Below are 19,891 nucleotides of genomic sequence, written 5' to 3'. Positions count from 1 at the left end.
AAGTCATTCTTACTTTCCAACGATCTCAATCATGTAATCACGACGGGCTGCGGTAGGTGGTGGCTGAAACGGCGCTGCCGCACGTACCTGCGCAAGTGCCACCTGATCCAGTCGTTTCGACCCCGAGCTGCGCTTGACGGTGACACTTACAAGCGCCCCATTGTCGCCAATCCGAAAACTCACCAACACCGCACCACGAATATTGACGTTCTTACGTCGGGCGCGGGTGATCTTGCGCATTACGTGGCCTCTGTAATTGCTGACCTCAGCGTTACCTTGCCCAGCCGCCATGGAACTTGTCTTTTTGGCCGTCGCAGCACCTGTGCTGGTTTTTCCCGATGCGTTGCCTTTTCTGGCGCTCTTTTCAGAATTGCCAGCCTGCGACGCAACCTGATCGACCTTTTGTTTGGTCGGGTCCGCCGGTTTCACGGCTGGGGTTTTCGCGACGGCCTCGGTCTCAGACGGCGCTGCCTCTTGCGCTTCGGCAGATGCTTGTCGATGGGTCACCGCGACCGCGGCTTTGGTGTTGGCGACAGTATGCTTGATCGCCCCGGGAACTGACGCCCGGGCCTGAGAGGTTGGGCTGACCGCAGTTTGTTGCTGTGTCGGTGCGACGGTCGGTTGATGTGCAGTAGCGGGTGTCGAGGCGGTGGCCCCCGTCACATAGTCCTTGAATGCATCCCCCAGCGCAGCAACCTCGCCCGACCCGCCACCTTCGACAAGCCCCGGTTCACCTGCGGAAAAGTCATGCAGGGCAAGAGCATGAGTGGCTGCGGCTAGCGCCAAAGCCGCAACAGCTACGCCACGAGATCTGGGTATCATTGCAAACCCCTTTCAGTGACCACGTACACCCTTTTTGCACCCAGCCCGCGCAAGGTATCACTGACTTCTTTCAGCCGAACGGCAGGCAAAGCCCGGTCCGGCACAACGCGAACATCATCCAGCGGCAGGTTGATCGACGCGCGTTCCACATACGCCTCAACTCCAGTCAGTTCGGCGCCCCGGTATTCCAGTGAACCATCGCTACGAATAACCAACGCATCGGGTGGCTCGCGACCGTCCAGATCACTGGTTTCCACCAGCTTCACCGAGTTGCTCAGCGGCGGTGCAAGCGTGCCTGCGATCATGAAAAAGGTGAGCATCAAAAAGACGACATTGATCAGTGCGATCGTTGGCTCTCGACCCTGTTTTGCCTTGCGTTTGAGTTGAATCATCCGATCACCTGCGCGCGCAAATGGTCGATGCCTTTCAGCACCGAAAGCAGATCAATCAGCTGTTGCGAAGTCGCGTTCTGTCCAAGACTGATCAACGCGGTCTGAGGCTTATCGGTCGCCATCACCGTGGCCATGTCTTCGAACGCGGCAAGCGTGCCATCAACCAAAATACGGTCTGCCTCAAGTTTGACAAAGCGGATCACCTGGTCCGTTTCCGCTCCTCCGGCAGCGGCGGTGGCAAATTCGATTTCGCCATACTTGGAGAACGTCGACGTCAGCATAAAGAACAGCAACAGCAGAAAGATGACGTCAATCAAGGACGTCATAGACAAGCGCCTGCGCCGTCTTCTGCGGATGTTAAGTGCCATGGGCGAAAACCTGTTGCGGGGTTTGATCAGCCACCGGCGCGTCCTCAGCATAGCCCGGTGCAAACACGGTTCTCAAAGCGCGGTTGGCAAAGGTACGCTCTAGGTTCATGCGCGCGTCGAACCACGTCAGGACCATTGATGTCGGCATAGCGACTGCAAGGCCGGCAGCGGTCGTCAACAGGGCCACCCAAATACCACCGGCCAGCAGCGACGGATCAACAGAATTGCCCGCGCCCTGTAGAGTTTGGAACGCCTCGATCATGCCTAATACGGTCCCGAAAAGCCCCAGAAGCGGCGCAAGTTGGGCGACCATGTCCAAGACGTTGAACCCTTGCTCAAGTTGGGCAAACCGCGCTTCGGCCTCGGCGTCGGTACGTTCTGACAAGGTGCGATCCTCTCCAGACAAAGCCATCGCGATCACCGGCGCCAAGTAGCTGCGGCTATTGCGCAGATGCGCCGTTGTCTCGGTAAGGTCCTTGCGATCCCAGGCCTGAATGGCGCGCGAAAGCTCAATATGACGACCGACACCTGCGACGCGAAACTGCCACAGCTTGTACAGAACCAACGAAAGTGTTGCGATTGAGGTCACGATCAGGATGGCAACAACCGGCCCGCCCAATTCCAGAATTTCCATTACTTTTCTTATAACTGCGTCCATAACCTCACCCGATCACTTCCGTTTCAAGGCGACTTCTGAGCGTAAGCCCGGACATGCAGGCATCGGCCATGTCAGATTGTGTCACGCATTCCTGCACGCCGTTGATCAGTATTCGGCTGATCTGATCGCAAGCCATGTCGTTGAACTGGAACTGCCGCACACGGGGCTTGCCCGCAGGCAATTCGGCAAAATCAAGTAGTGTCAGAAGGGCCACCTGACCTTCAGCGCCGAAAAGAACGGTCTCATAAACCGCGCCATCGATATCGATGCCATAGGTATTTTCAGCGACAAAGCTCAGCAAACAGCTTTCGCCCTTTGTCTCGGCACTGCTGAGTTCGATTGATACGCCGCTGGGTTTTTGCGTTTCCTCTGCACTGCCAATCCCTGCCCCCAAAATTGGGAGCAGGGCCAGCAGGACCACCCGAGCATTTCTTTTGATTGTTGTCTGCATGACTGGTCCTTTCGTGTGGATCAGAAGGTTTTGGCCAGGGTCAGCTTGAAGTTCCGGCCCGGTGAGTTACGGGTCGAAAGGTTCGGCAGATAGTTCTTGTCAAAGATGTTCTCGACGCCTGCGCGAACTTCGAAACCTTGAAACGCGCCTTCCTGCGGCAGATAGGTCGCGCGCAGGGTGTTCACGCCGTAGCCAGCAACCGGATCTCCGCTTGAGTCGGTGCCGGATTTGGCGCCGAACAGCTCCCAGCTGACGTCCAGAGTTTCGCCAAAGCGTTTGCCGACTGTTACCCGCGCTGAGTCTGTCGGCTCGTTCCGCCATGGTGAGTCCACGCCAAGCGAGCTGGTTTCAGTCCCTTTGACGATGTTTGCATTGAAGTCGACATAGTACCCAGCCGCGCTGGCATAAGATGCCTCGATTTCAACGCCCTTGGTTTCAACTTCCTGCAGCGGGCGGGAAGGACTGCCCGATACATAAGACGTGATGTCCCAAAGATCTGTCTTATAGAAATTGACCTTGGCACGAACTACGTCGCCCGCTGCAAAAACATCGCCCCTGTTGTACGAGAACCCTGCTTCCCATGTGCGCGATTTTTCGGGCTGCGTCATGTATGCGGGCGTGCCCAGATCGTCGATGATTGGCAGGTTTTCCGTATACGCACCGCTGCCGAACACGGCAAAACCGCTGGCAAACTCGTACCGTGCAGACAAACCGCCCATCAGTGCGTTGTTGTCATAGCTTTCATTGCGCGGAGCCGGTGCATCACCGTCGCCTTTGATGTCCTGCGTCTCGTACCGGATCGCCGGAGTGATGGTCAGCTGATCGCCGATCTGGATATCATCCACCGCAAACAGTGCGACACGGCGATCGGTGCCACCGGGGGCCGAGGGCGCGTCCAGACGCTCGCGATTGATGAACTCGATCCCCGCGCGCAGGTCGTGCGCGGCGACGCCGGTTTGGAAGTACGACGTGTTCTTGATCGTCAGCTTCGTGGTTTCGTAGTTATGGGTTGCGTCGGCCAGTCCACGAATGCTTGGGAAGAATGGCGTTCCTTCCAGGCGTGAGGACCCGGGCACATACGAGCTGTCAATCTCCTGCTCCGAGTAGCTAAGGTTTACGTCCAGATCGATCAGGTCATTGCCAGCCGGGCGGTACTGATACCGCAGAATGCCGATTTTCGTTTCGATATCGCGGTCTACGTTGCCAAATGAATCCGATGTCGTGCCGAACGAGTCATACGGAACATCGCGTTCTTCCGACGTCGACTGGTTGTAGGACGCCGTGATCGAGTGTTCGAGGTCGTCACCGAAGCTGTATTTGCCTTTTGCCAGAAGCGACGGCAGCGTGAACGCGCTGTTGCCAATCGCGTCCCCGTTCCCATCCTTCTGATCGTCCTGATCGCGATAGGTATAGTTGAACAGGAACTCGGTCTGACGGTTTGGCTGCCAGGCCAGGATGGACGATGAGGCAAAGCCATTCCCGTTGGAATACCCTTCCAGCGTTTGACGGAAACGGAAGCCGGGCTTACTACCGGTAAAGTCCGACGCGTCCTTGGTTTCCAACTGAACGACACCGCCGACAACGCCCGAGCCGTATTCAAACGATCCCACTGTGCCGCGAATGACTGAAACGCTTTTGTATAGCTGTGGGTCGGTGAACAACTGGTTGCCGATCCGATACAGCTCTTCTGCTCCGGTTGTCGCCCCATCGACAAGGATCAGCACTTTTTGGTCGGTCCCGAAGGTGCTGTTTGCACCAAAGCCCCGAATGTTGATCCCCGAACCCTGCGGCGTTGAACCGTTGACCAGCGTCACACCGGGAACCGTATCAATCAGTTCTGCGACGGTGTTGGCCTGACGATCGTTGATCTCTTCCTGATCAATATTGGTGACCGGCACGGCGGTATCCGTTTGGATTTCCCGTTTGCTTTCACCCAGTTCCAGTGTGCCCAGGAAGTCTTCGTCCTGTTCCTGTGCCGAAGCACCAGCCGCTACCATGCTCAGGCACGACACCGTACCCAGCAACCCCATCCTATGAATACGCGAGCGCATTTCTGTCCCTTCGAAACTTTAAGAGGACCGGAAATGCTTGCACCGCGCTGGCTTGGTCAGTCTTTTATGATTTTTGGAATCGCCTTTTTTGGCGACTTGTGCTCGTTAATAAAGTTGACTAAAACAGTCAACATAAATTCCTGGTCGTCCTTACGACCGCCGCCAGCAGTTCCCCGCGCTCACCGGTGACCGTGCCAGCCCGACACCCATGAAAATCGAAGATGGAAAAGCCCATGACGGAACAGGTGCTTCTGGCCCCGGATCAGATTCGTGCAGCCTATGTTGAAAACACCGGAAAACGTGACCGCGACTTGGCGGAATCACTTGGAATAACCGAAGGTCAACTCGTTGCGGCGTTTGCGGGTATCGACGTAACGCGGCTTTCGGCAAGCCTTGATGACATCTTCCCGATGCTCAACGGGCTGGGTAAGGTCATGGCGCTGACGCGCAACCCCTCCTGCGTCATTGAAAAGGTCGGGCAATACGACAACTACCACTCTGGCGCGCATGCTTCGATGGTTCTGACCGAAGAGATTGATCTGCGCATGTTCCCCAGCCAATGGGTGCATGCTTTCGCGGTCGAGCGTGAGACAGAGAATGGGACGAAACGATCGCTGCAGGTCTTTGATGCAGCCGGAGATGCGGTGCACAAGATCTTTTTGCGTGAAGGCTCTGACCTGAACCACTGGAGCGAACTTGTTAGCAAATTGAAGGCGAATGACCAGTCCCAGACGATGAGTGTCGAGCCGCGAAAGCCAACCGAGGCCGCCAAAGTGAATACCGACAAGGTCGAACTTCTGCGATCGGAATGGGCCAAGATGACGGATACACACCAGTTCCTGCGCCTAACCTCAAAGCTGAAGATGAACCGATTGGGCGCCTACCGCGTCGCTGGTGAACCGCTGGTTCGCGCGCTTGAACCTGCAACGGTTTCCCAGATGTTCGAACAGGTCCGGGACCAAGGGCTTGAGATCATGGTTTTCGTCGGCAACCGGGGGTGCATCGAAATTCACGGTGGGTCGGTTGAGACGCTTAAACAGATGGGTCCGTGGTTCAACGTGCTTGATCCGCGCTTCAATTTGCACCTGCGCTCAGACCATATTGCCGAGGTTTGGGCCGTGACCAAACCCACCCAACGCGGACCCGCCGTTTCGGTTGAGGCCTTCGATGCCGGCGGTGGTCTTATTCTGCAGATATTTGGTCGCCGTTCAGGCGAAAACGATCACCGCCCGGCCTGGGACCAACTGGTGGCAGGCCTGCAATCCAAAAAAGAAACCGAGGTGGCGTGATGAGCCCCCTTTGCAGGTATTCATCGGTCGTCGCGCTAGCCGGCGCGCTGATTGGAACATCAGCCATCGCAGCAGATGAGCCAGAACCCAACCGCATCATCGCCATCGGCAGTTCCGTGACCGAGATCGTCTATGCCCTTGGTCAGCAGGACCGCCTTGTTGGGCGGGACCGGACCTCGACCTACCCAGCTGATGTGCTGGACCTGCCCGATGTGGGTTACATCCGCGCGCTGTCCCCCGAAGGGGTCTTGTCGGTCAAACCCGACCTGATCGTGGCCTTGGAAGGGTCCGGCCCACCGGAAGCTGTCGAAGTTCTCAGAGAGGCCGGTGTGCCATTTATCTCGATCAACGAAGACTATTCGCGCGATGGCGTGGTGGATAAAATACGGGCCGTCGGGGCCGCGCTGGGCGTCGAAGAGGCCGCCGAAGAACTTGCCACTCAGACCGGTGCCAAGATTGATGGGGCCCATTCGAATGCAGTTGATGCTTCGGTGGGCGGCACACCCCGGGTTCTGTTTGTCCTGTCAGCTCAGGATAATCGCATCATGGTTGGCGGCGCGGACACACAGGCAGACAGTATCATTCGTCTGGCTGGCGGCGTGAACGCAGCTGGCAACGTATCGGGTTTCAAACCCATGACACCCGAAGCGATTGCCACAACCGCGCCGGACGTGATCTTGATGATGGATCGGCAAGGCAACCACATCACCGCCAATGAAGACCTGTTTGCCATGCCAGCCATCAAGCTGACGCCCGCTGGACAGAAAAAACGTCTGATCCGCATGCAGGGGGCCTATCTGCTGGGCTTTGGCCCCCGAACGGCAGAGGCGATTGCTGATCTGTCGGCGGAATTGCAGAGAATAAACGGCTCATGACCCTTGCAATGGATCACGATGGGCTCAACGTGGCTGCTCACGACCGCCGCGTGACGGCGCGCCGGGTCACTCTGGCCCTTATGGCGCTGTTGGTCTTGACCAGCATCTGCAGCATCTCGGTCGGCGCGTCGGACGCATCCGTTCGCGCAGCATTCGCAGACCTGATTGCAGGGCGGGACATCTCGGACCTCGACCGGATCGTCTTGTGGGATATCCGCCTGCCCCGGCTGGCGATGGGGGTTCTGGTCGGCGCTGCTTTGGCGGTTTCCGGCGTGGTGATGCAGGGCCTGTTTCGCAACCCTTTGGCTGACCCTGGAATTGTGGGCGTCAGCGCAGGTGCCGGTCTGGGCGCGATTTCCGCGATCATCCTTGGTGCGTACCTGCCCGCCTCCATTCTGGCCTGGGTCGGTAATAGCTTGGTCGCCGTGGCGGCATTTCTGGGCGGGTGGACGTCCGTCTTGCTGCTCTATCGCGTTTCTACGCGGGGCGGCCAGACATCGGTTGCAACCATGCTGTTGGCAGGGATCGCGTTGGGTGCGCTGTCGGGCGCTGTGTCCGGGGTTCTGGTCTACATGGCCGATGACCAACAGCTGCGCGACCTGACGTTCTGGGGCATGGGCTCGCTGGCCGGCGCAACATGGACCAAAGCAGCCACGGCCGCTCCGATCATCTTGATTTCCGTGTTCACGGCCCAGTTCCTTGCCCGTGCGCTGAACGGCATGGCGATGGGCGAAGCCGTGGCGCTCCACATGGGAATCCCGGTTCAGCGCAGCAAAAACATCGCCATTCTGGCCGTGGCCGGCGCGACCGGAGCCGCCGTCGCAGTCTCCGGAGGCATTGGTTTCATCGGTATCGTTGTGCCGCATCTGCTGCGGTTGGCGACCGGACCGGACCACCACCGCCTGTTGATGAACTCGGCCCTGTTAGGGGCTAGCTTACTGCTGTGTGCAGACATGATCAGTCGCCTGATCGTGGCACCGGCCGAACTGCCGATTGGCATCGTAACTGCAATCTTAGGCGCACCGGTCTTCTTGTGGATTCTGCTGCGGCGTCACGGAACAATGGGAATGTAAGTGATGAAGGGCGAAAACATTCACGTCAAACTCGGCCGTAAGGAGATTCTCCACGGCGTGGACTTTGACGCGGAACCCGGAAAAGTCACAGCCATCATCGGCCCGAATGGCTCGGGAAAATCTACGCTACTCAAAGCCTTATCAGGTGAACTTGAATCTTCGGGAGAGATTTCTCTGAACGGGCACAGCATTTCCGAGCTGAAGCCTTGGCAACTGGCTGCAATGCGCGGGGTTCTACCGCAATCGTCAACCGTTGCCTTTCCCTTCACTGTGCTCGAGATCGTCCGACTGGGCCTAGCAAACGGGCTAGCCGCGACGGATGACAGTCTGCCAGCGCAGGCCCTGGCCTATGTCGACCTCGCTGGGTTTGAGCACCGGTCTTATCAGAGCCTTTCGGGGGGTGAGCAGCAACGGGTTCAGCTTGCCCGCGTCCTGACACAGGTCTGGGACGCGACATATCATGACCAGCCTCGGTGGCTTTTGCTGGACGAACCCGTTGCAAGCCTTGATATCGCGCATCAATTCACTGTGCTGGGCGTTGCGCGTAGCTTTACCAAACAAGGCGGCGGCGTAGTCGTTGTCATGCACGACCTGAACCTGACGGCGCTGTTTGCCGACTATATGTATGTCATATCGGAAGGATCTGTTTGGGGCTCAGGCACACCAGCTGCGATCCTGAACGACCAGACTATGCAGGAGGTTTATGGTATCGACTTGCCGGTCAGCACCATTCCTAAGGCTCAAGTTCCGTTCATTCTACCGCAGGCCATGACGGCTTAAGAACAATACTGTGGCGGGCATATTCTTCAGACTTAGATGCCCGCCCTGCCGTTGCATTGAACCTAGACGCCATAGCGACTGAGGATCATGGCGACGCTGCTTTCTATGGTCGCGGTCATCTCGGCTTCATCCAGAACATTACCAGTGAAAACCATGGGCCAGAAAGCTCTGGACTTAATCAGGCCGATGAATTCCTGTCCCGCCTGTTCGGGGTTTTCGATCCGCAACTGCCCGTCTTCGGCTGCATCCCTCAGCATCTCGATAAAGATCGCTGTTTTGTCCAGTTTGCCTTGCGCAGCGGCAGCAAGATCAGGGTTGCGCAGGGTTTCGCTGATCACCATCCGCGCCATCGCCATCACTTCGGGCAGCATCAGAATGCGCCCCTCGGCCCAGGCCAGATCGGTCAGCTGTTTACGAATGTCGCGCCCTTTTTCATAGCGGATGTCCCGAACGGCCGCGAACCGGTTAGACAGTTCCAACACGATGGATCTAAACAGGTTTTCCTTGCTTTCAAAGTACTTGTACAGCGTGCGCTTGGACACTTCGGCCTGCGCAGAAATGCGATCCATGCTGGCAGCGGCGAACCCCTTTTCTTGGAATTCCGCTACGGCCGCTTCGATGATCTGGGCATGTTTGGACGCATTCGGCGCTGTGCATTCGTTCATATTATAAAGCTATAGACCCATTGACAGATCAAGGTCAAACACTACGTAAACTCACCAGTTTACACGCGCGGATTTCTGGCCTAGTGTAAACCCGCCAGTTTACCGACTCAGGTAACCAGCCCAACACGGAGAGCCCCCTCATGGCACTGACATTAAAACTGAACGGCGAAACCCACTCGGTCGACGCCGAACCCGGCACGCCCCTGCTATGGGTGATCCGGGACGAGCTTAAGCTGACCGGAACCAAATTCGGCTGCGGTGTCGCATCTTGCGGCGCGTGCACCGTGCACCTGAACGGCGAGCCTGTGCGCTCGTGCCAGACTTATATCGAAGATGTCGAAGATGCCGAGATCACTACAATCGAGGCGGTTGGAGACGACAAAATCGGCGCGGCCATTCAACAAGCTTGGGTCGAGCTGGACGTGGTCCAGTGCGGCTATTGCCAGTCGGGTCAGGTGATGTCGGCGGTTGGACTATTGTCCGAAAACCCCAAACCCAGCGTCGAAGAGATTGACGAATACATGCATGGCAACGCCTGTCGTTGCGCCACCTATCAACGCATTCGCGCAGGAATCCAGCGCGCATCTGAAATTCTGGAGGCCTGATCCATGACCCTCAACACCTCTCGCCGTGGATTTCTGAAAGGTGCCGCTGCTGCCGGTGCCGTACTGCTGGTTGGCGCTCACCCTGATGGGGCGCTGGCGGCTGCTTCGTCAGAGACCGCTCAATTCAACCCATTCGTGAAGATCGATGCCGACGGCACTGTTACAGCCATCGTAAAACACTTTGAAAAGGGCCAAGGTCCGGCAACCGGCCTGCCGACGCTGATCGCAGAGGAAATCGGCCTGACCATGGACCAGATCGAATACGAATTCGCGCCGTCCAACCCGCAGGTCTATAACAACCTGCTGTTCGGCCCCTTCCAGGGCACCGGCGGATCGACCGCAATGGCAAATTCGTGGATGCAATACCGTCAGGCAGGTGCGGCAGTGCGTGAGATGCTGATCAATGCCGCTGCGCAAAGCTGGGGCGTGGACGCATCCGGCATCACCATTGAGGAAGGTATCGTCAAGGCAGGCGACAAATCGGCCCCAATCGCTGAATTCGTGGCCGCGGCCTCTCAACTGGAGGCCCCGGCCGAGCCGCGCCTGAAAGACCCGTCAGAGTTCCGTCTGATCGGAAACGAAACGGTGCGCCGCAAGGATTCGGCCATCAAGGGCAACGGTCAGGCAATGTACGCGATGGACGTCCATCTGCCGAACCAGATGGTCGCCATGATCAAGCGCCCTGAATCGAAAGGCGGTATTGCCAACGGATTTGACGACAGCGCGTCAAAAGAGGTCAAGGGATTTATCAGCGCGGCAGTTCTTCCAAATCAGGCAGGCGTCGCGGTTTATGCCGAAAACACCTGGGCCGCCATTCAGGCGCGCGACGCGCTTGAGGTCGACTGGGACATGTCCGGATCTGAGACCCGCGACTCGGACCAGATCAAGGCCGAAATCATGGCCGCTCTGGACGCCGAAGCCACGTATAACGTGAACAAGGCGGATGTCGCAGCGGTGTCCTCGGCCATTGATAGCGCGGACAAGGTCGTTGAAAAGACCTTCTATTTCCCGCTTTTGGCACATGCCCCGATGGAACCGTTGAACTGCACCATCGAGCAAACTGCCGAAGGTGACATTGTCCTGCACGATGGTGCCCAGATGCCGACCGGCCCGCATATGGCCTATCAGCAGATCTTCCAACTGCCGCCAGAAAAGATTCACATCAAAACAATGCTGGCCGGTGGATCCTTTGGACGGCGGGCGACGCCAGATGCGGATTATCAGGTTGAGGCTGCGCTGGCCTTTGTGGTCACCGACCGCTCGCGCCCGGTCAAACTGGTGTGGACACGCGAAGATGATATCCGCAGCGGTTACTACCGCCCCGCCTTCGGCCACAGGGTGCGCGTTGGCCTGGACGCCGATGGCAAAATCGTCGGCTGGCAGCATCAGGTCGCCGGTCAGTCGGTCATCAAGGGCACACCGTTTGAGGCCGTCGCGGTACATGACGGCGTCGACCACAGCTCTGTCGAGGGCATTGCCGACAGCCCGTATGACATCCCCGGAATGGCGTTGGGTCTAACCGACACCCCCAAGGCAACAACGGTTCTATGGTGGCGCTCGGTGGGGCACACGCACACCGGATATGTCATGGAGACGATGATGGATACCGTTGCCGAGGCCGCAGGTCGTGACCCGGTAGAGTTCCGTCTGTCCCATCTGTCGGATACCAACAACGCGGATCAGCAACGCAAGGCAGAAGTTCTGAAGCTGGCTGTTGAGAAGGCCGGTTGGGGCAATGCTCCTGCGGGTCGCGCACAAGGTATCGCGGTGCATAAGTCCTTTGGGTCCTATGCCGCACAGGTTGTTGAGGTGTCCGGTGATCCGGAAAACGGCATCAAGATCGAGAAGGTCACATGCGCCGTGGATTGCGGGATTGCTGTGAACCCCGACGTGGTGCGCGCGCAGATGGAGGGCGGTATCGGATATGGTATCGGCCACGTCATGCGTGATCAGATCACGCTGACCCAAGGCGCGGTGGATCAGTACAACTTCCCTGAATATGAACCGCTGCGCATCGGCGATATTGCCGAGATTGACGTTCATATCGTGCCTTCCGCCGAAGCCCCCACTGGTGTTGGAGAACCCGGCACACCGCCTTCGGCCCCCGCGCTGGCTAATGCGATCCGGGCGCTTTCCGGCGTGAAAGTCACCACTCTGCCGATGGTGGAAAACGGCGTCAGCTTCGTCTGACGACCAACCCCGCGCCTGTCCCAACGGACGAGCGCGGGGTTTTTCTCGGTCAAAGAAAATTTGATCAAATTTCGTGACAACAGGTCACTCCTCTATTACACCTCGGGTAGCCAAGTAATGGAGTCAGTGATGGATCTGAGCGCCCTGCACAGTTTTCGCGTTGCCGCATGTGACCTGAATGGTCAGATGCGAGGCAAGCGTGTGCCGCCCTCTTACGCCGACAAGCTGGACAAAGGCACGCTGCGCATGCCGTTTTCAGCGTTGAATGTCGACCTGTGGGGCGCGGATATCGACGGCAGCCCGCTGGTATTCGAATCCGGTGACGCAGATGGTGTCTTGCTTCCGACCGAGCGCGGTCCTGTGCCTGTGCCTTGGCTGGAAACGGAAACCGCTCTTGTCCCCATGTGCCTGTATGACGACGAAGGCACCCCGTTTGCTGGCGACCCCAGGCATGCACTTGCCTCTGTCCTTGATCGCTATGCACAGCGCGGCTGGTCGGTCATTGCGGCGACAGAGCTGGAGTTCACCTTGCTAGACGCCTCGGGTGCGCAGCCGCAGCCGCCGGTCAATCCTGTGACCCGGCGACGACTGGAGGATGAGGCAGTCCTGTCGATGGCCGAATTGGATGCCTTCGATGCGTTCTTCACCGACCTATATGACGGGTGCGCTGCGATGGGCATTCCCGCGCAAACCGCCATCTCGGAAAGCGGTATTGGCCAGTTCGAAATCAACCTGAATCACCAAAACGCCATGCGCTGTGCCGATGATACATGGCTTTTCAAGGCCTTGGCGCGTGGCCTTGCCCGTAAACACGGGTTCACCGCAACCTTCATGGCGAAACCCTACGCCGATGACGCTGGCAACGGGATGCATGTCCATTTCTCGGTCGTGGATCAACAGGGCCGCAACGTGTTTGACAACGGTGGACCCGAAGGCACCGATTTTCTTCGCTGGGCGGTGGCGGGATGCCTGACCGCGATGCCCGGATGTACGCTTGTCTTTGCGCCGCACGGGAATTCATACACGCGCCTGGTCCCGGGCGCGCACGCCCCGACCGGTGCGTGCTGGGCCTATGAAAACCGCACTGCCGCTGTGCGCATTCCCGGTGGTGCTTCGGCCGCGCGGCGGATCGAACACCGCGTCGCCGGTGGGGACATCAACCCCTATCTGATGTTGGCCGCTGTTCTGGGGGCCGCTATGAACGGCATCGAAGATCAGTCGGAACCGCCTGCCCCGATTTCGGGCAATGCCTATGAGGTCGACGGGCTGCCGCAATTGGCTGCCGACTGGACCCAAGCCATTGCAGCATTCGAAACAGACCCCAATGTCGCGCGCATCTTTCCGGCCGACCTGATCCGCTATTTCGCCATGACCAAGCGACAGGAAATCAAGCGGTTCGCCGAGCGTCCATTCGAAAACCATTGGCTGAGTTATGTCGAAGCCGTATGAGCCCCCTTGCCCGCCCGCATCCGCTGGGCTAGAATAAATTTGATCAAATTTGGTGACCCATGAAAATCGGCATCCTACTGACCGGCCATCCACCTGATGAACTGCAGGACAAATTCAGCGAATATGACGCGATGTTTGCCGCGCTGCTGGACGGCAACGGTTTTAACTACGAAACCTTCGCCGTTGTGGACGGCCAATTCCCCAAGGACGCGTTTCAGGCTGATGGCTGGATCATCACCGGCTCGCGCCATGGCGCGTATGAAGATCATGCGTGGATACCACCGCTTGAGGATCTGATCCGCGCCATTCAACGCAGCGGTCGCCCGCTGATCGGTGTGTGCTTTGGCCACCAGATCATCGCGCAGGCGCTTGGCGGCAAAGTCGAAAAGTTTACCGGTGGCTGGGCCGTGGGGCGCACCGAATATGACTTGGAAGGCCAATCCGTCACCCTGAATGCCTGGCATCAGGATCAGGTGGTTGAACTGCCCGAAGGCGCACGTGTGACCGGCACCAACGACTTCTGCCGCAATGCGATGGTAAGTTATGGCGACAACATCTGGACCGTGCAGGCCCACCCGGAATACGGCGATGCCTTTATCCAGGGCCTGATGGAAACGCGCGGCAAGGGTGTTGTTCCCGACCCGTTGATGGAAGCTGCCGCTAACCGGCTGCCTGGTCCCGACGACAACGCGACCATCGGACGGCACATGGCGGAATTTCTGAAGAAAGAGAGGGCCTGATGGCCGACTGGACCAACCAGCTGCCAGAGGCAGCAAAAAATTATATCTCCGGCCACCGGCTGGATGAGGTTGAATGCATCATCTCGGACCTGCCGGGCATTGCGCGCGGCAAGGCCGTACCTGCCAGCAAATTCGCGCGGCAGACTTATTTCCACCTGCCCGACAGCATCTTTTATCAAACCATCACGGGCGATTGGGGTGAAGCAGCGGGTGAGGACGGGTTCATCGAACGGGACATGATCCTGAAACCTGATTTCTCGACCGTATCTGCCGCGCCGTGGACGGGTGACTGGACATTGCAGGTTATTCACGACGCCTATGACCGGGACGACAAGCCGATCCCGTTCAGCCCGCGAAATGTTCTGAAACGCGTCGTGCAGCTGTATCACGACAAGGGATGGAAACCGGTCGTAGCACCGGAAATGGAGTTCTTTCTGGTCGCCCCCAATGTCGACCCGGCACAGGGCATCAAACCGATGATGGGCCGTTCGGGTCGTCCGGCAGCCGCGCGGCAGGCCTATTCGATGACCGCGGTGGACGAGTTCGGACCTGTGATCGACGACATCTATGATTTTGCTGAACATCAAGGGTTCGAAATTGACGGCATCACGCAGGAAGGCGGCGCGGGTCAGCTGGAAATCAACCTGCGCCATGGCGACCCGGTCAAACTGGCTGACGAAGTGTTCTACTTCAAACGTCTGATCCGCGAAGCCGCGCTGCGCCACAACTGCTTTGCCACGTTCATGGCAAAACCGATCGAGGATGAGCCAGGCTCGGCCATGCACATCCACCACTCGATTATCGACATGGAAACAGGCCAGAACATCTTTTCCGGTCCTCAAGGTGGTGAAACGGACGCGTTCTACAACTTCATTGCCGGGTTGCAGAACCACCTGCCAGCTGGCCTGGCCGTGATGGCCCCGTACGTGAATTCCTACCGCCGTTATGTGAAAGACCACGCCGCGCCGATCAATCTGGAATGGGCGCGTGACAATCGCACCACCGGCATTCGCGTACCCCTGTCCGGCCCCGAGGCACGCCGCGTGGAAAACCGGATCGCAGGGATGGATTGCAACCCCTATCTGGGCATCGCGTTGTCTCTGGCGTGTGGTTATCTGGGCCTGACCCGGCAAGAGCGCCCGCGCCGCCAATTCTACGGTGACGCCTATGAGGGCGAAGGTGATATCCCGCAGGTTATGGGCAACGCTTTGGACCTGTTTGATGAGGCCACTGCCTTGCACGAAGTTCTGGGCCCTGAGTTCGCCCGCGTCTATGGCATCGTCAAACGGGCCGAATACGAGGAATTCCTGCAGGTCATCTCTCCGTGGGAGCGCGAACATCTGCTGATGAATGTCTGAGGCACCCGATGAACCTGCTTTATTCCAATGACCGCAAGGCCGAGTACCCGGCCAGCTGGTACGCTGCTACGGCCAATCCGGTGGATCGCTTCCCCGCGCTGTCCGGCGATGTGAAGGCTGATGTTTGCATCGTGGGCGGCGGGTATACCGGCCTGTCCGCCGCGTTACATCTGGCCGAAGCAGGGTTCGATGTTGTTCTGCTTGAGGCGCACCGCGTTGGCTTTGGGGCATCAGGCCGCAATGGCGGACAGCTGGGCAGTGCGCAGCGGATGGATCAGGAAGACCTCGAGCGGCTGGTCGGCGATGATGACGCCGCCAAGCTGTGGGACCTAGCCGAAGACGCAAAAGATCTGGTCAAGTCCCTGATCGCGAAGCACCAGATCGACTGTGATCTGAAACCCGGCGTAGCCGTTCTGGGCCTCAGCAATGGTGAACAGCAAGAGCTTCACGATCACGCGGCACATCTGTCCGACCGCTATGGTTATGACCAGATGGAGGTTCTGGACGAAGGCGCAGGTCAGGCATTGTGTCCTTCGCCCTCTTATCGGGGCGGCTATCTGGATATGGGCGCGGCGCATCTGCATCCGCTGAATTTTGCGTTGGGGCTGGCTCAGGCAGCGGCAAAAGCAGGCGTACGCATCTATGAAAGCACCGAGGTTCTTGGCGTCGAAGAAACCACCCCAGCCGTTGTGAAATCCGCGCAGGGCAATGTGACGGCAGACCACGCCATTCTGGCCTGCAACGGATATCTCGGCGATCTGAACCGCAAGGTGGCCACCAAGGTCATGCCCATCAACAACTTCATCGCCGCGACCGAGCCTTTGGGCGCGGATGCCGCCCGCGTTCTGACAAAGGACGTGGCTGTCGCCGACACCAAGTTCGTGGTGAATTACTTCCGCCTTAGCGCCGATGGCCGCCTGCTGTTCGGCGGCGGCGAAAGCTACGGCTACCGTTTTCCCAGTGACATCACGGCAACAGTGCGCAAACCGATGACCGAGATTTTCCCGCACTTGAGGGATGTAAAGATCGACTACGCTTGGGGAGGCACTCTGGCCATCACAATGCGTCGGATGCCGTATCTGGCGCGGATCGCGCCCAATATCCTATCCGCGTCGGGTTATTCCGGGCACGGGGTCGGCACGGCCACGCATGCGGGCCAACTGATGGCACTGGCCATCCAGGGGCATGCCGAAGGGTTCGACACGATGGCCCGCGTCCCCGCCATGCCCTTTCCAGGAGGCCCTGCCCTGCGCAGCCCTCTGCTGGTGCTGGCGATGACATGGTTCGCGCTGCGGGACCGGTTGGGTTTCTGACCTTTAGGAACTTTGGCATATCGGTGAAATTTCGCCTTAGGGGCGAATGAGGGCTTGGCTTGCATTTCGTTTAGCTTTAACTTTCCCAAAGATAGAATTTGGGAAAATCAAATATGACGCTTCCGCCAAACGTTCATGCCGCCGAACCAATCCCCCCAGCAGCAAAAGAAGCCATCGACGCCCTGATGCAGTCAGGCGATCTGTTTCGCTATACCGCACCGCAGGACGCGCCGGTTGCCTTGCTTGAGGCCGAGTTTGCCAAGCTGCTGGGCAGTAAATACGCGCTGGCCGTTTCGTCCTGCTCGGCTGCCCTGTTCCTGTCGCTCAAGGCGCTCGGCCTGCCGCGGGATGCGCGGGTTTTGATCCCCGGTTTCACCTTCGCCGCCGTTCCGTCCTCGGTCGTGCATGCGGACTGCATTCCGGTTCTGTGCGAAGTGGGTGAGAATTACCGCATCGACATGTCGGATTTCGAGGTCAAGCTGGACGGTGCTCAGGCCGTGATCATCAGCCACATGCGCGGCCACACTTCAGACATGGACGCCATCATGGCGCTGTGTGACGCGCGCGGCATCCCTGTGATCGAGGACGCGGCGCACTCGCTGGGCACAACCTGGCATGGGCGCAATATCGGAACGATTGGCAAGATCGGCTGCTTCTCATTTCAGTCCTACAAGATGATCAACGCGGGCGAAGGCGGTATTCTGATCACCGACGACGCCGATCTGGTGGCGCAAGCCGTGATCATGTCGGGCGCGTATGAACATAACTGGAAAAAGCACAAAGGACCGCAAGGCGACAACTCGCCCGAGTTGGAGCAGGCGTTTGCCCGCTGGCAGAACCAATTGCCGCTCTATAATTTGCGGATGAGCAATCTGAGCGCTGCTGTAATCCGGCCCCAAATCCCGGAACTTGCGCGTCGAGTGCGTGATGGCCTGTCCAACCACGACTATGTAGCAGACCGGCTGAATACATCGCCCCATATCGACGTCCCCGCCCCCCTGGCACCAGAACGCCGGGCACCAGATTCCATTCAGTTCAACCTTGTGGGCATGGATGACAACGAAATCTGCGCCTTTGCTGCGGCAGCTGAGGCGCGGGGCGTCAAGGTTCAGGTCTTTGGTCTGAGTCAGGACAACGCACGCGCATTCTGGAACTGGCAATTCCTGCCGGAAAAGTTCGAGCTACCGCAAACCCGCGCAATGCTTATGAAAGCTTGCGACGTCCGGCTGCCTGTGCGCCTGACGCGCGAAGAGCTGGACGTGATTTCGGATATCCTGCTGGCGTCTGTGGGCGAGGTTACAGGCCCGGTTCCGGTGTATGGAACCTGACGGCGACTAAGATCCAAGGTCAAACAGATCGACCGGCAAAAACAGCGCTGTGACCCCCTTGGGGGTTGCAGCCACGCGGGATAGGATTCCGACAACCTGCAAACCGGTTTCCGTCTCGACCAAGAGAGGTGCACCAGAATCGCCCATCATGACCGGACATGTCGCCAGCAAAACCCCGCTTGACTGGCGGTGCGGCTGGCAGGTGTTTGTTTTGCTCAGGACATGGGGTCGGATACCGGGATACCCCGCAACAAATGTTTCAATCGCGCCATCATCCGCCAGGGGCAGATAGCCGACCTGTTGCCCAATCGGCGCGCTGAGTTCGAGAACCGCCCAATCCAGGTCTGCTCTGTCATCAAACCGACCTTCGCCGCCCTGTTCGGGATGGAGCCGATACCCATTCACGCCTGAAACCGCAGCGGCTTCTCCGCGCTGATAACCGGCGGCAAAACGGATGCTTGAGGGGGGAATCCACCGCTGACGCGGTGTGTTGTACAAGCAATGCGCGGCGGTCAGGACAAGGTTGTCCGAAACAAGAACACCGGTGCAGTGAGACTTCTGATCCCGACTGGCAAAATTAACACGTCCAATCGCGCGCCATGGGGGCTGATCGGCCGCAAGAATTTCGCGCGCACGAATCGCGTCACATCCGGCTTCGGCCCGTGTCCCCAATGTACAAACTTGGGTCCACTGATCCGAGAAAACACCTTGCGACAACGCGGGTTGCATCCAAAGTAGCGTGATACTCAGGAACAACCAGCGCATTTTGGGCCGCGTCAGTTGAGCTTGGACAGCTTTTGCTGCAGTTCCGCCAACTGTTTTTTGATGTCGTCCAAATCTTCCTTGGACTCGGATTTGGCGTCATCGTCTTTGTCCGGGCCGGACCATCCGCCGGACAGACCACCTGTCATGGCTTTCAGGAATGCTTGCTGCTGCGCCTGAATTGCATCGAATCCCGGCATCTGAGACATCGGATTCATCGCGCTCATGTTTTCCATCATCTTGCTCTGGTTTTCCCGCAGCATCTCGAATGAGCTTTGCAGGAATTGCGGCATCACACCGCCACCCGGCAGCATGTAGCTGCGCACAAGATCGTTCAGCACATTGACCGGCAGCACATTTTCGCCGCGGCTTTCGTGTTCAGCAATGATTTGCAGCAGATATTGCCGCGTCAGATCATCACCTGACTTCAGGTCTATGATCTGTACTTCGCGCCCGTCCCGAATAAACGACGCAATGTCTTCAAGCGTGACGTAGTCGCTGGTCTCGGTGTTATACAGCCGACGGCTGGCATAACGTTTGATCAACAGTGGTTTTTCTTGTTCCGACACCGTTTACCCTCCCCAAGGATGATGCATTGCAGCAGAGATTATGCGAGCGCAGCACAAAAAGAAAGGGCAGGTCTTTCGACCTGCCCTGCGCGATTGCACCGATTGGGAGGAGTGGGTGCGCCTCGCGGCGTTTGCTTACTTGGCAGCAGCGGC

General features: G+C 58.2%; 20 protein-coding genes. 11 read left to right on the top strand and 9 right to left on the bottom strand.

What is annotated here, in order from left to right:
• Positions 1–9: 9 nt before the first annotated feature.
• Genes AC2FJC_RS22175 through AC2FJC_RS22150 form a run of 6 tightly spaced genes read right to left on the bottom strand, consistent with a single transcriptional unit; the run spans position 10 to position 4,742 of the window.
• Positions 10–822, bottom strand: coding sequence for a cell envelope integrity TolA family protein (locus AC2FJC_RS22175; protein WP_496741754.1), 813 nt, complete (start codon positions 820–822; stop codon positions 10–12).
• A complete protein-coding gene (locus AC2FJC_RS22170; RefSeq protein ID WP_496741752.1) occupies positions 819–1,214 on the bottom strand; it encodes an ExbD/TolR family protein in 396 nt (131 codons plus the stop codon). The genes AC2FJC_RS22175 and AC2FJC_RS22170 overlap by 4 nt, the downstream gene beginning before the upstream one ends.
• On the bottom strand, positions 1,211–1,582 hold the full coding sequence (locus AC2FJC_RS22165) for a biopolymer transporter ExbD (RefSeq protein ID WP_496741750.1): 372 nt from the start codon (positions 1,580–1,582) through the stop codon (positions 1,211–1,213). The genes AC2FJC_RS22170 and AC2FJC_RS22165 overlap by 4 nt, the downstream gene beginning before the upstream one ends.
• The gene (locus AC2FJC_RS22160) at positions 1,572–2,216 is read right to left on the bottom strand and encodes a MotA/TolQ/ExbB proton channel family protein (RefSeq protein ID WP_496741748.1); all 645 of its coding nucleotides are present in this window, start codon (positions 2,214–2,216) and stop codon (positions 1,572–1,574) included. The genes AC2FJC_RS22165 and AC2FJC_RS22160 overlap by 11 nt, the downstream gene beginning before the upstream one ends.
• A gap of 28 nt (positions 2,217–2,244) precedes the next feature.
• A complete protein-coding gene (locus AC2FJC_RS22155) occupies positions 2,245–2,691 on the bottom strand; it encodes a hypothetical protein (protein ID WP_496741746.1) in 447 nt (148 codons plus the stop codon).
• 20 nt (positions 2,692–2,711) lie between these two features.
• A complete protein-coding gene (locus AC2FJC_RS22150) occupies positions 2,712–4,742 on the bottom strand; it encodes a TonB-dependent receptor domain-containing protein (RefSeq protein WP_496741744.1) in 2,031 nt (676 codons plus the stop codon).
• A 233-nt stretch (positions 4,743–4,975) separates the two neighbouring features.
• Between AC2FJC_RS22150 and AC2FJC_RS22145 the strand changes: the two genes are divergently transcribed.
• The 4 genes from AC2FJC_RS22145 to AC2FJC_RS22130 are packed head-to-tail and all read left to right on the top strand — an operon-like array spanning position 4,976 to position 8,759.
• On the top strand, positions 4,976–6,031 hold the full coding sequence (locus AC2FJC_RS22145; protein WP_496741742.1) for a hemin-degrading factor: 1,056 nt from the start codon (positions 4,976–4,978) through the stop codon (positions 6,029–6,031).
• Entirely contained in the window at positions 6,031–6,906 is an 876-nt protein-coding gene (locus tag AC2FJC_RS22140) for a heme/hemin ABC transporter substrate-binding protein (protein ID WP_496741741.1), read from the top strand. Before AC2FJC_RS22145 ends, AC2FJC_RS22140 begins: the two co-directional genes overlap by 1 nt.
• Positions 6,903–7,979 (top strand): FecCD family ABC transporter permease, encoded by a 1,077-nt coding sequence (locus tag AC2FJC_RS22135; protein WP_496741739.1) that lies wholly within the window; start codon positions 6,903–6,905, stop codon positions 7,977–7,979. Before AC2FJC_RS22140 ends, AC2FJC_RS22135 begins: the two co-directional genes overlap by 4 nt.
• A gap of 3 nt (positions 7,980–7,982) precedes the next feature.
• Positions 7,983–8,759, top strand: coding sequence for a heme ABC transporter ATP-binding protein (locus AC2FJC_RS22130; protein ID WP_496741737.1), 777 nt, complete (start codon positions 7,983–7,985; stop codon positions 8,757–8,759).
• A 62-nt stretch (positions 8,760–8,821) separates the two neighbouring features.
• On the opposite strand, the gene AC2FJC_RS22125 is transcribed toward AC2FJC_RS22130, so the two are convergent.
• Positions 8,822–9,424, bottom strand: coding sequence for a TetR/AcrR family transcriptional regulator (locus AC2FJC_RS22125; RefSeq protein WP_496741735.1), 603 nt, complete (start codon positions 9,422–9,424; stop codon positions 8,822–8,824).
• A gap of 140 nt (positions 9,425–9,564) precedes the next feature.
• Between AC2FJC_RS22125 and AC2FJC_RS22120 the strand changes: the two genes are divergently transcribed.
• The 7 genes from AC2FJC_RS22120 to AC2FJC_RS22090 all read left to right on the top strand — a co-directional run bounded on the left by AC2FJC_RS22120 (position 9,565) and on the right by AC2FJC_RS22090 (position 18,407).
• Positions 9,565–10,029, top strand: a complete 465-nt coding sequence (locus tag AC2FJC_RS22120) for a (2Fe-2S)-binding protein (protein WP_496741733.1) — start codon at positions 9,565–9,567, stop codon at positions 10,027–10,029.
• A 3-nt stretch (positions 10,030–10,032) separates the two neighbouring features.
• Complete coding sequence (locus tag AC2FJC_RS22115; RefSeq protein WP_496741731.1) at positions 10,033–12,219, top strand: xanthine dehydrogenase family protein molybdopterin-binding subunit; 2,187 nt, start codon at positions 10,033–10,035, stop codon at positions 12,217–12,219.
• A gap of 129 nt (positions 12,220–12,348) precedes the next feature.
• On the top strand, positions 12,349–13,668 hold the full coding sequence (locus AC2FJC_RS22110) for a glutamine synthetase family protein (protein ID WP_496741729.1): 1,320 nt from the start codon (positions 12,349–12,351) through the stop codon (positions 13,666–13,668).
• Between the two features lie 59 nt (positions 13,669–13,727).
• On the top strand, positions 13,728–14,408 hold the full coding sequence (locus AC2FJC_RS22105) for a type 1 glutamine amidotransferase (protein ID WP_496741727.1): 681 nt from the start codon (positions 13,728–13,730) through the stop codon (positions 14,406–14,408).
• Positions 14,408–15,766 carry a glutamine synthetase family protein gene (locus AC2FJC_RS22100; protein WP_496741725.1) on the top strand — a complete coding sequence of 453 codons (1,359 nt, stop codon included), beginning with the start codon at positions 14,408–14,410 and terminating at the stop codon, positions 15,764–15,766. The genes AC2FJC_RS22105 and AC2FJC_RS22100 overlap by 1 nt, the downstream gene beginning before the upstream one ends.
• 8 nt (positions 15,767–15,774) lie before the next feature.
• A complete protein-coding gene (locus AC2FJC_RS22095) occupies positions 15,775–17,079 on the top strand; it encodes an NAD(P)/FAD-dependent oxidoreductase (protein WP_496741724.1) in 1,305 nt (434 codons plus the stop codon).
• A gap of 113 nt (positions 17,080–17,192) precedes the next feature.
• Entirely contained in the window at positions 17,193–18,407 is a 1,215-nt protein-coding gene (locus tag AC2FJC_RS22090; RefSeq protein WP_496741722.1) for a DegT/DnrJ/EryC1/StrS family aminotransferase, read from the top strand.
• Between the two features lie 6 nt (positions 18,408–18,413).
• Here AC2FJC_RS22090 and AC2FJC_RS22085 read toward each other — a convergent pair whose 3' ends face one another.
• Together AC2FJC_RS22085 and phaR are read right to left on the bottom strand one after the other, a co-directional pair.
• A complete protein-coding gene (locus AC2FJC_RS22085) occupies positions 18,414–19,172 on the bottom strand; it encodes a trypsin-like serine peptidase (RefSeq protein WP_496741720.1) in 759 nt (252 codons plus the stop codon).
• Between the two features lie 11 nt (positions 19,173–19,183).
• Positions 19,184–19,738: a polyhydroxyalkanoate synthesis repressor PhaR gene (phaR, locus tag AC2FJC_RS22080; RefSeq protein ID WP_496741718.1), complete on the bottom strand. Its 555-nt coding sequence runs from the start codon at positions 19,736–19,738 to the stop codon at positions 19,184–19,186.
• Positions 19,739–19,891: the final 153 nt, after the last annotated feature.

The sequence above is a fragment of the Ruegeria sp. CDSB117 genome, from assembly GCF_059611005.1.
This window is presented reverse-complemented; position numbering and strand designations above follow the sequence as displayed.

Coding starts and splice junctions, on each gene's coding strand:
- AC2FJC_RS22095 (WP_496741724.1), top strand. CDS start 15,775: ATGAACCTGCTTTATTCCAATGACCGCAAGGCCGAGTACCCGGCCAGC.
- AC2FJC_RS22100 (WP_496741725.1), top strand. CDS start 14,408: ATGGCCGACTGGACCAACCAGCTGCCAGAGGCAGCAAAAAATTATATC.
- AC2FJC_RS22085 (WP_496741720.1), bottom strand. CDS start 19,172: ATGCGCTGGTTGTTCCTGAGTATCACGCTACTTTGGATGCAACCCGCG.
- AC2FJC_RS22155 (WP_496741746.1), bottom strand. CDS start 2,691: ATGCAGACAACAATCAAAAGAAATGCTCGGGTGGTCCTGCTGGCCCTG.
- AC2FJC_RS22160 (WP_496741748.1), bottom strand. CDS start 2,216: ATGGAAATTCTGGAATTGGGCGGGCCGGTTGTTGCCATCCTGATCGTG.
- AC2FJC_RS22165 (WP_496741750.1), bottom strand. CDS start 1,582: ATGGCACTTAACATCCGCAGAAGACGGCGCAGGCGCTTGTCTATGACG.
- AC2FJC_RS22110 (WP_496741729.1), top strand. CDS start 12,349: ATGGATCTGAGCGCCCTGCACAGTTTTCGCGTTGCCGCATGTGACCTG.
- AC2FJC_RS22170 (WP_496741752.1), bottom strand. CDS start 1,214: ATGATTCAACTCAAACGCAAGGCAAAACAGGGTCGAGAGCCAACGATC.
- AC2FJC_RS22140 (WP_496741741.1), top strand. CDS start 6,031: ATGAGCCCCCTTTGCAGGTATTCATCGGTCGTCGCGCTAGCCGGCGCG.
- AC2FJC_RS22135 (WP_496741739.1), top strand. CDS start 6,903: ATGACCCTTGCAATGGATCACGATGGGCTCAACGTGGCTGCTCACGAC.
- AC2FJC_RS22130 (WP_496741737.1), top strand. CDS start 7,983: ATGAAGGGCGAAAACATTCACGTCAAACTCGGCCGTAAGGAGATTCTC.
- AC2FJC_RS22105 (WP_496741727.1), top strand. CDS start 13,728: ATGAAAATCGGCATCCTACTGACCGGCCATCCACCTGATGAACTGCAG.
- AC2FJC_RS22125 (WP_496741735.1), bottom strand. CDS start 9,424: ATGAACGAATGCACAGCGCCGAATGCGTCCAAACATGCCCAGATCATC.
- AC2FJC_RS22120 (WP_496741733.1), top strand. CDS start 9,565: ATGGCACTGACATTAAAACTGAACGGCGAAACCCACTCGGTCGACGCC.
- AC2FJC_RS22175 (WP_496741754.1), bottom strand. CDS start 822: ATGATACCCAGATCTCGTGGCGTAGCTGTTGCGGCTTTGGCGCTAGCC.
- AC2FJC_RS22115 (WP_496741731.1), top strand. CDS start 10,033: ATGACCCTCAACACCTCTCGCCGTGGATTTCTGAAAGGTGCCGCTGCT.
- AC2FJC_RS22150 (WP_496741744.1), bottom strand. CDS start 4,742: ATGCGCTCGCGTATTCATAGGATGGGGTTGCTGGGTACGGTGTCGTGC.
- AC2FJC_RS22090 (WP_496741722.1), top strand. CDS start 17,193: ATGACGCTTCCGCCAAACGTTCATGCCGCCGAACCAATCCCCCCAGCA.
- AC2FJC_RS22145 (WP_496741742.1), top strand. CDS start 4,976: ATGACGGAACAGGTGCTTCTGGCCCCGGATCAGATTCGTGCAGCCTAT.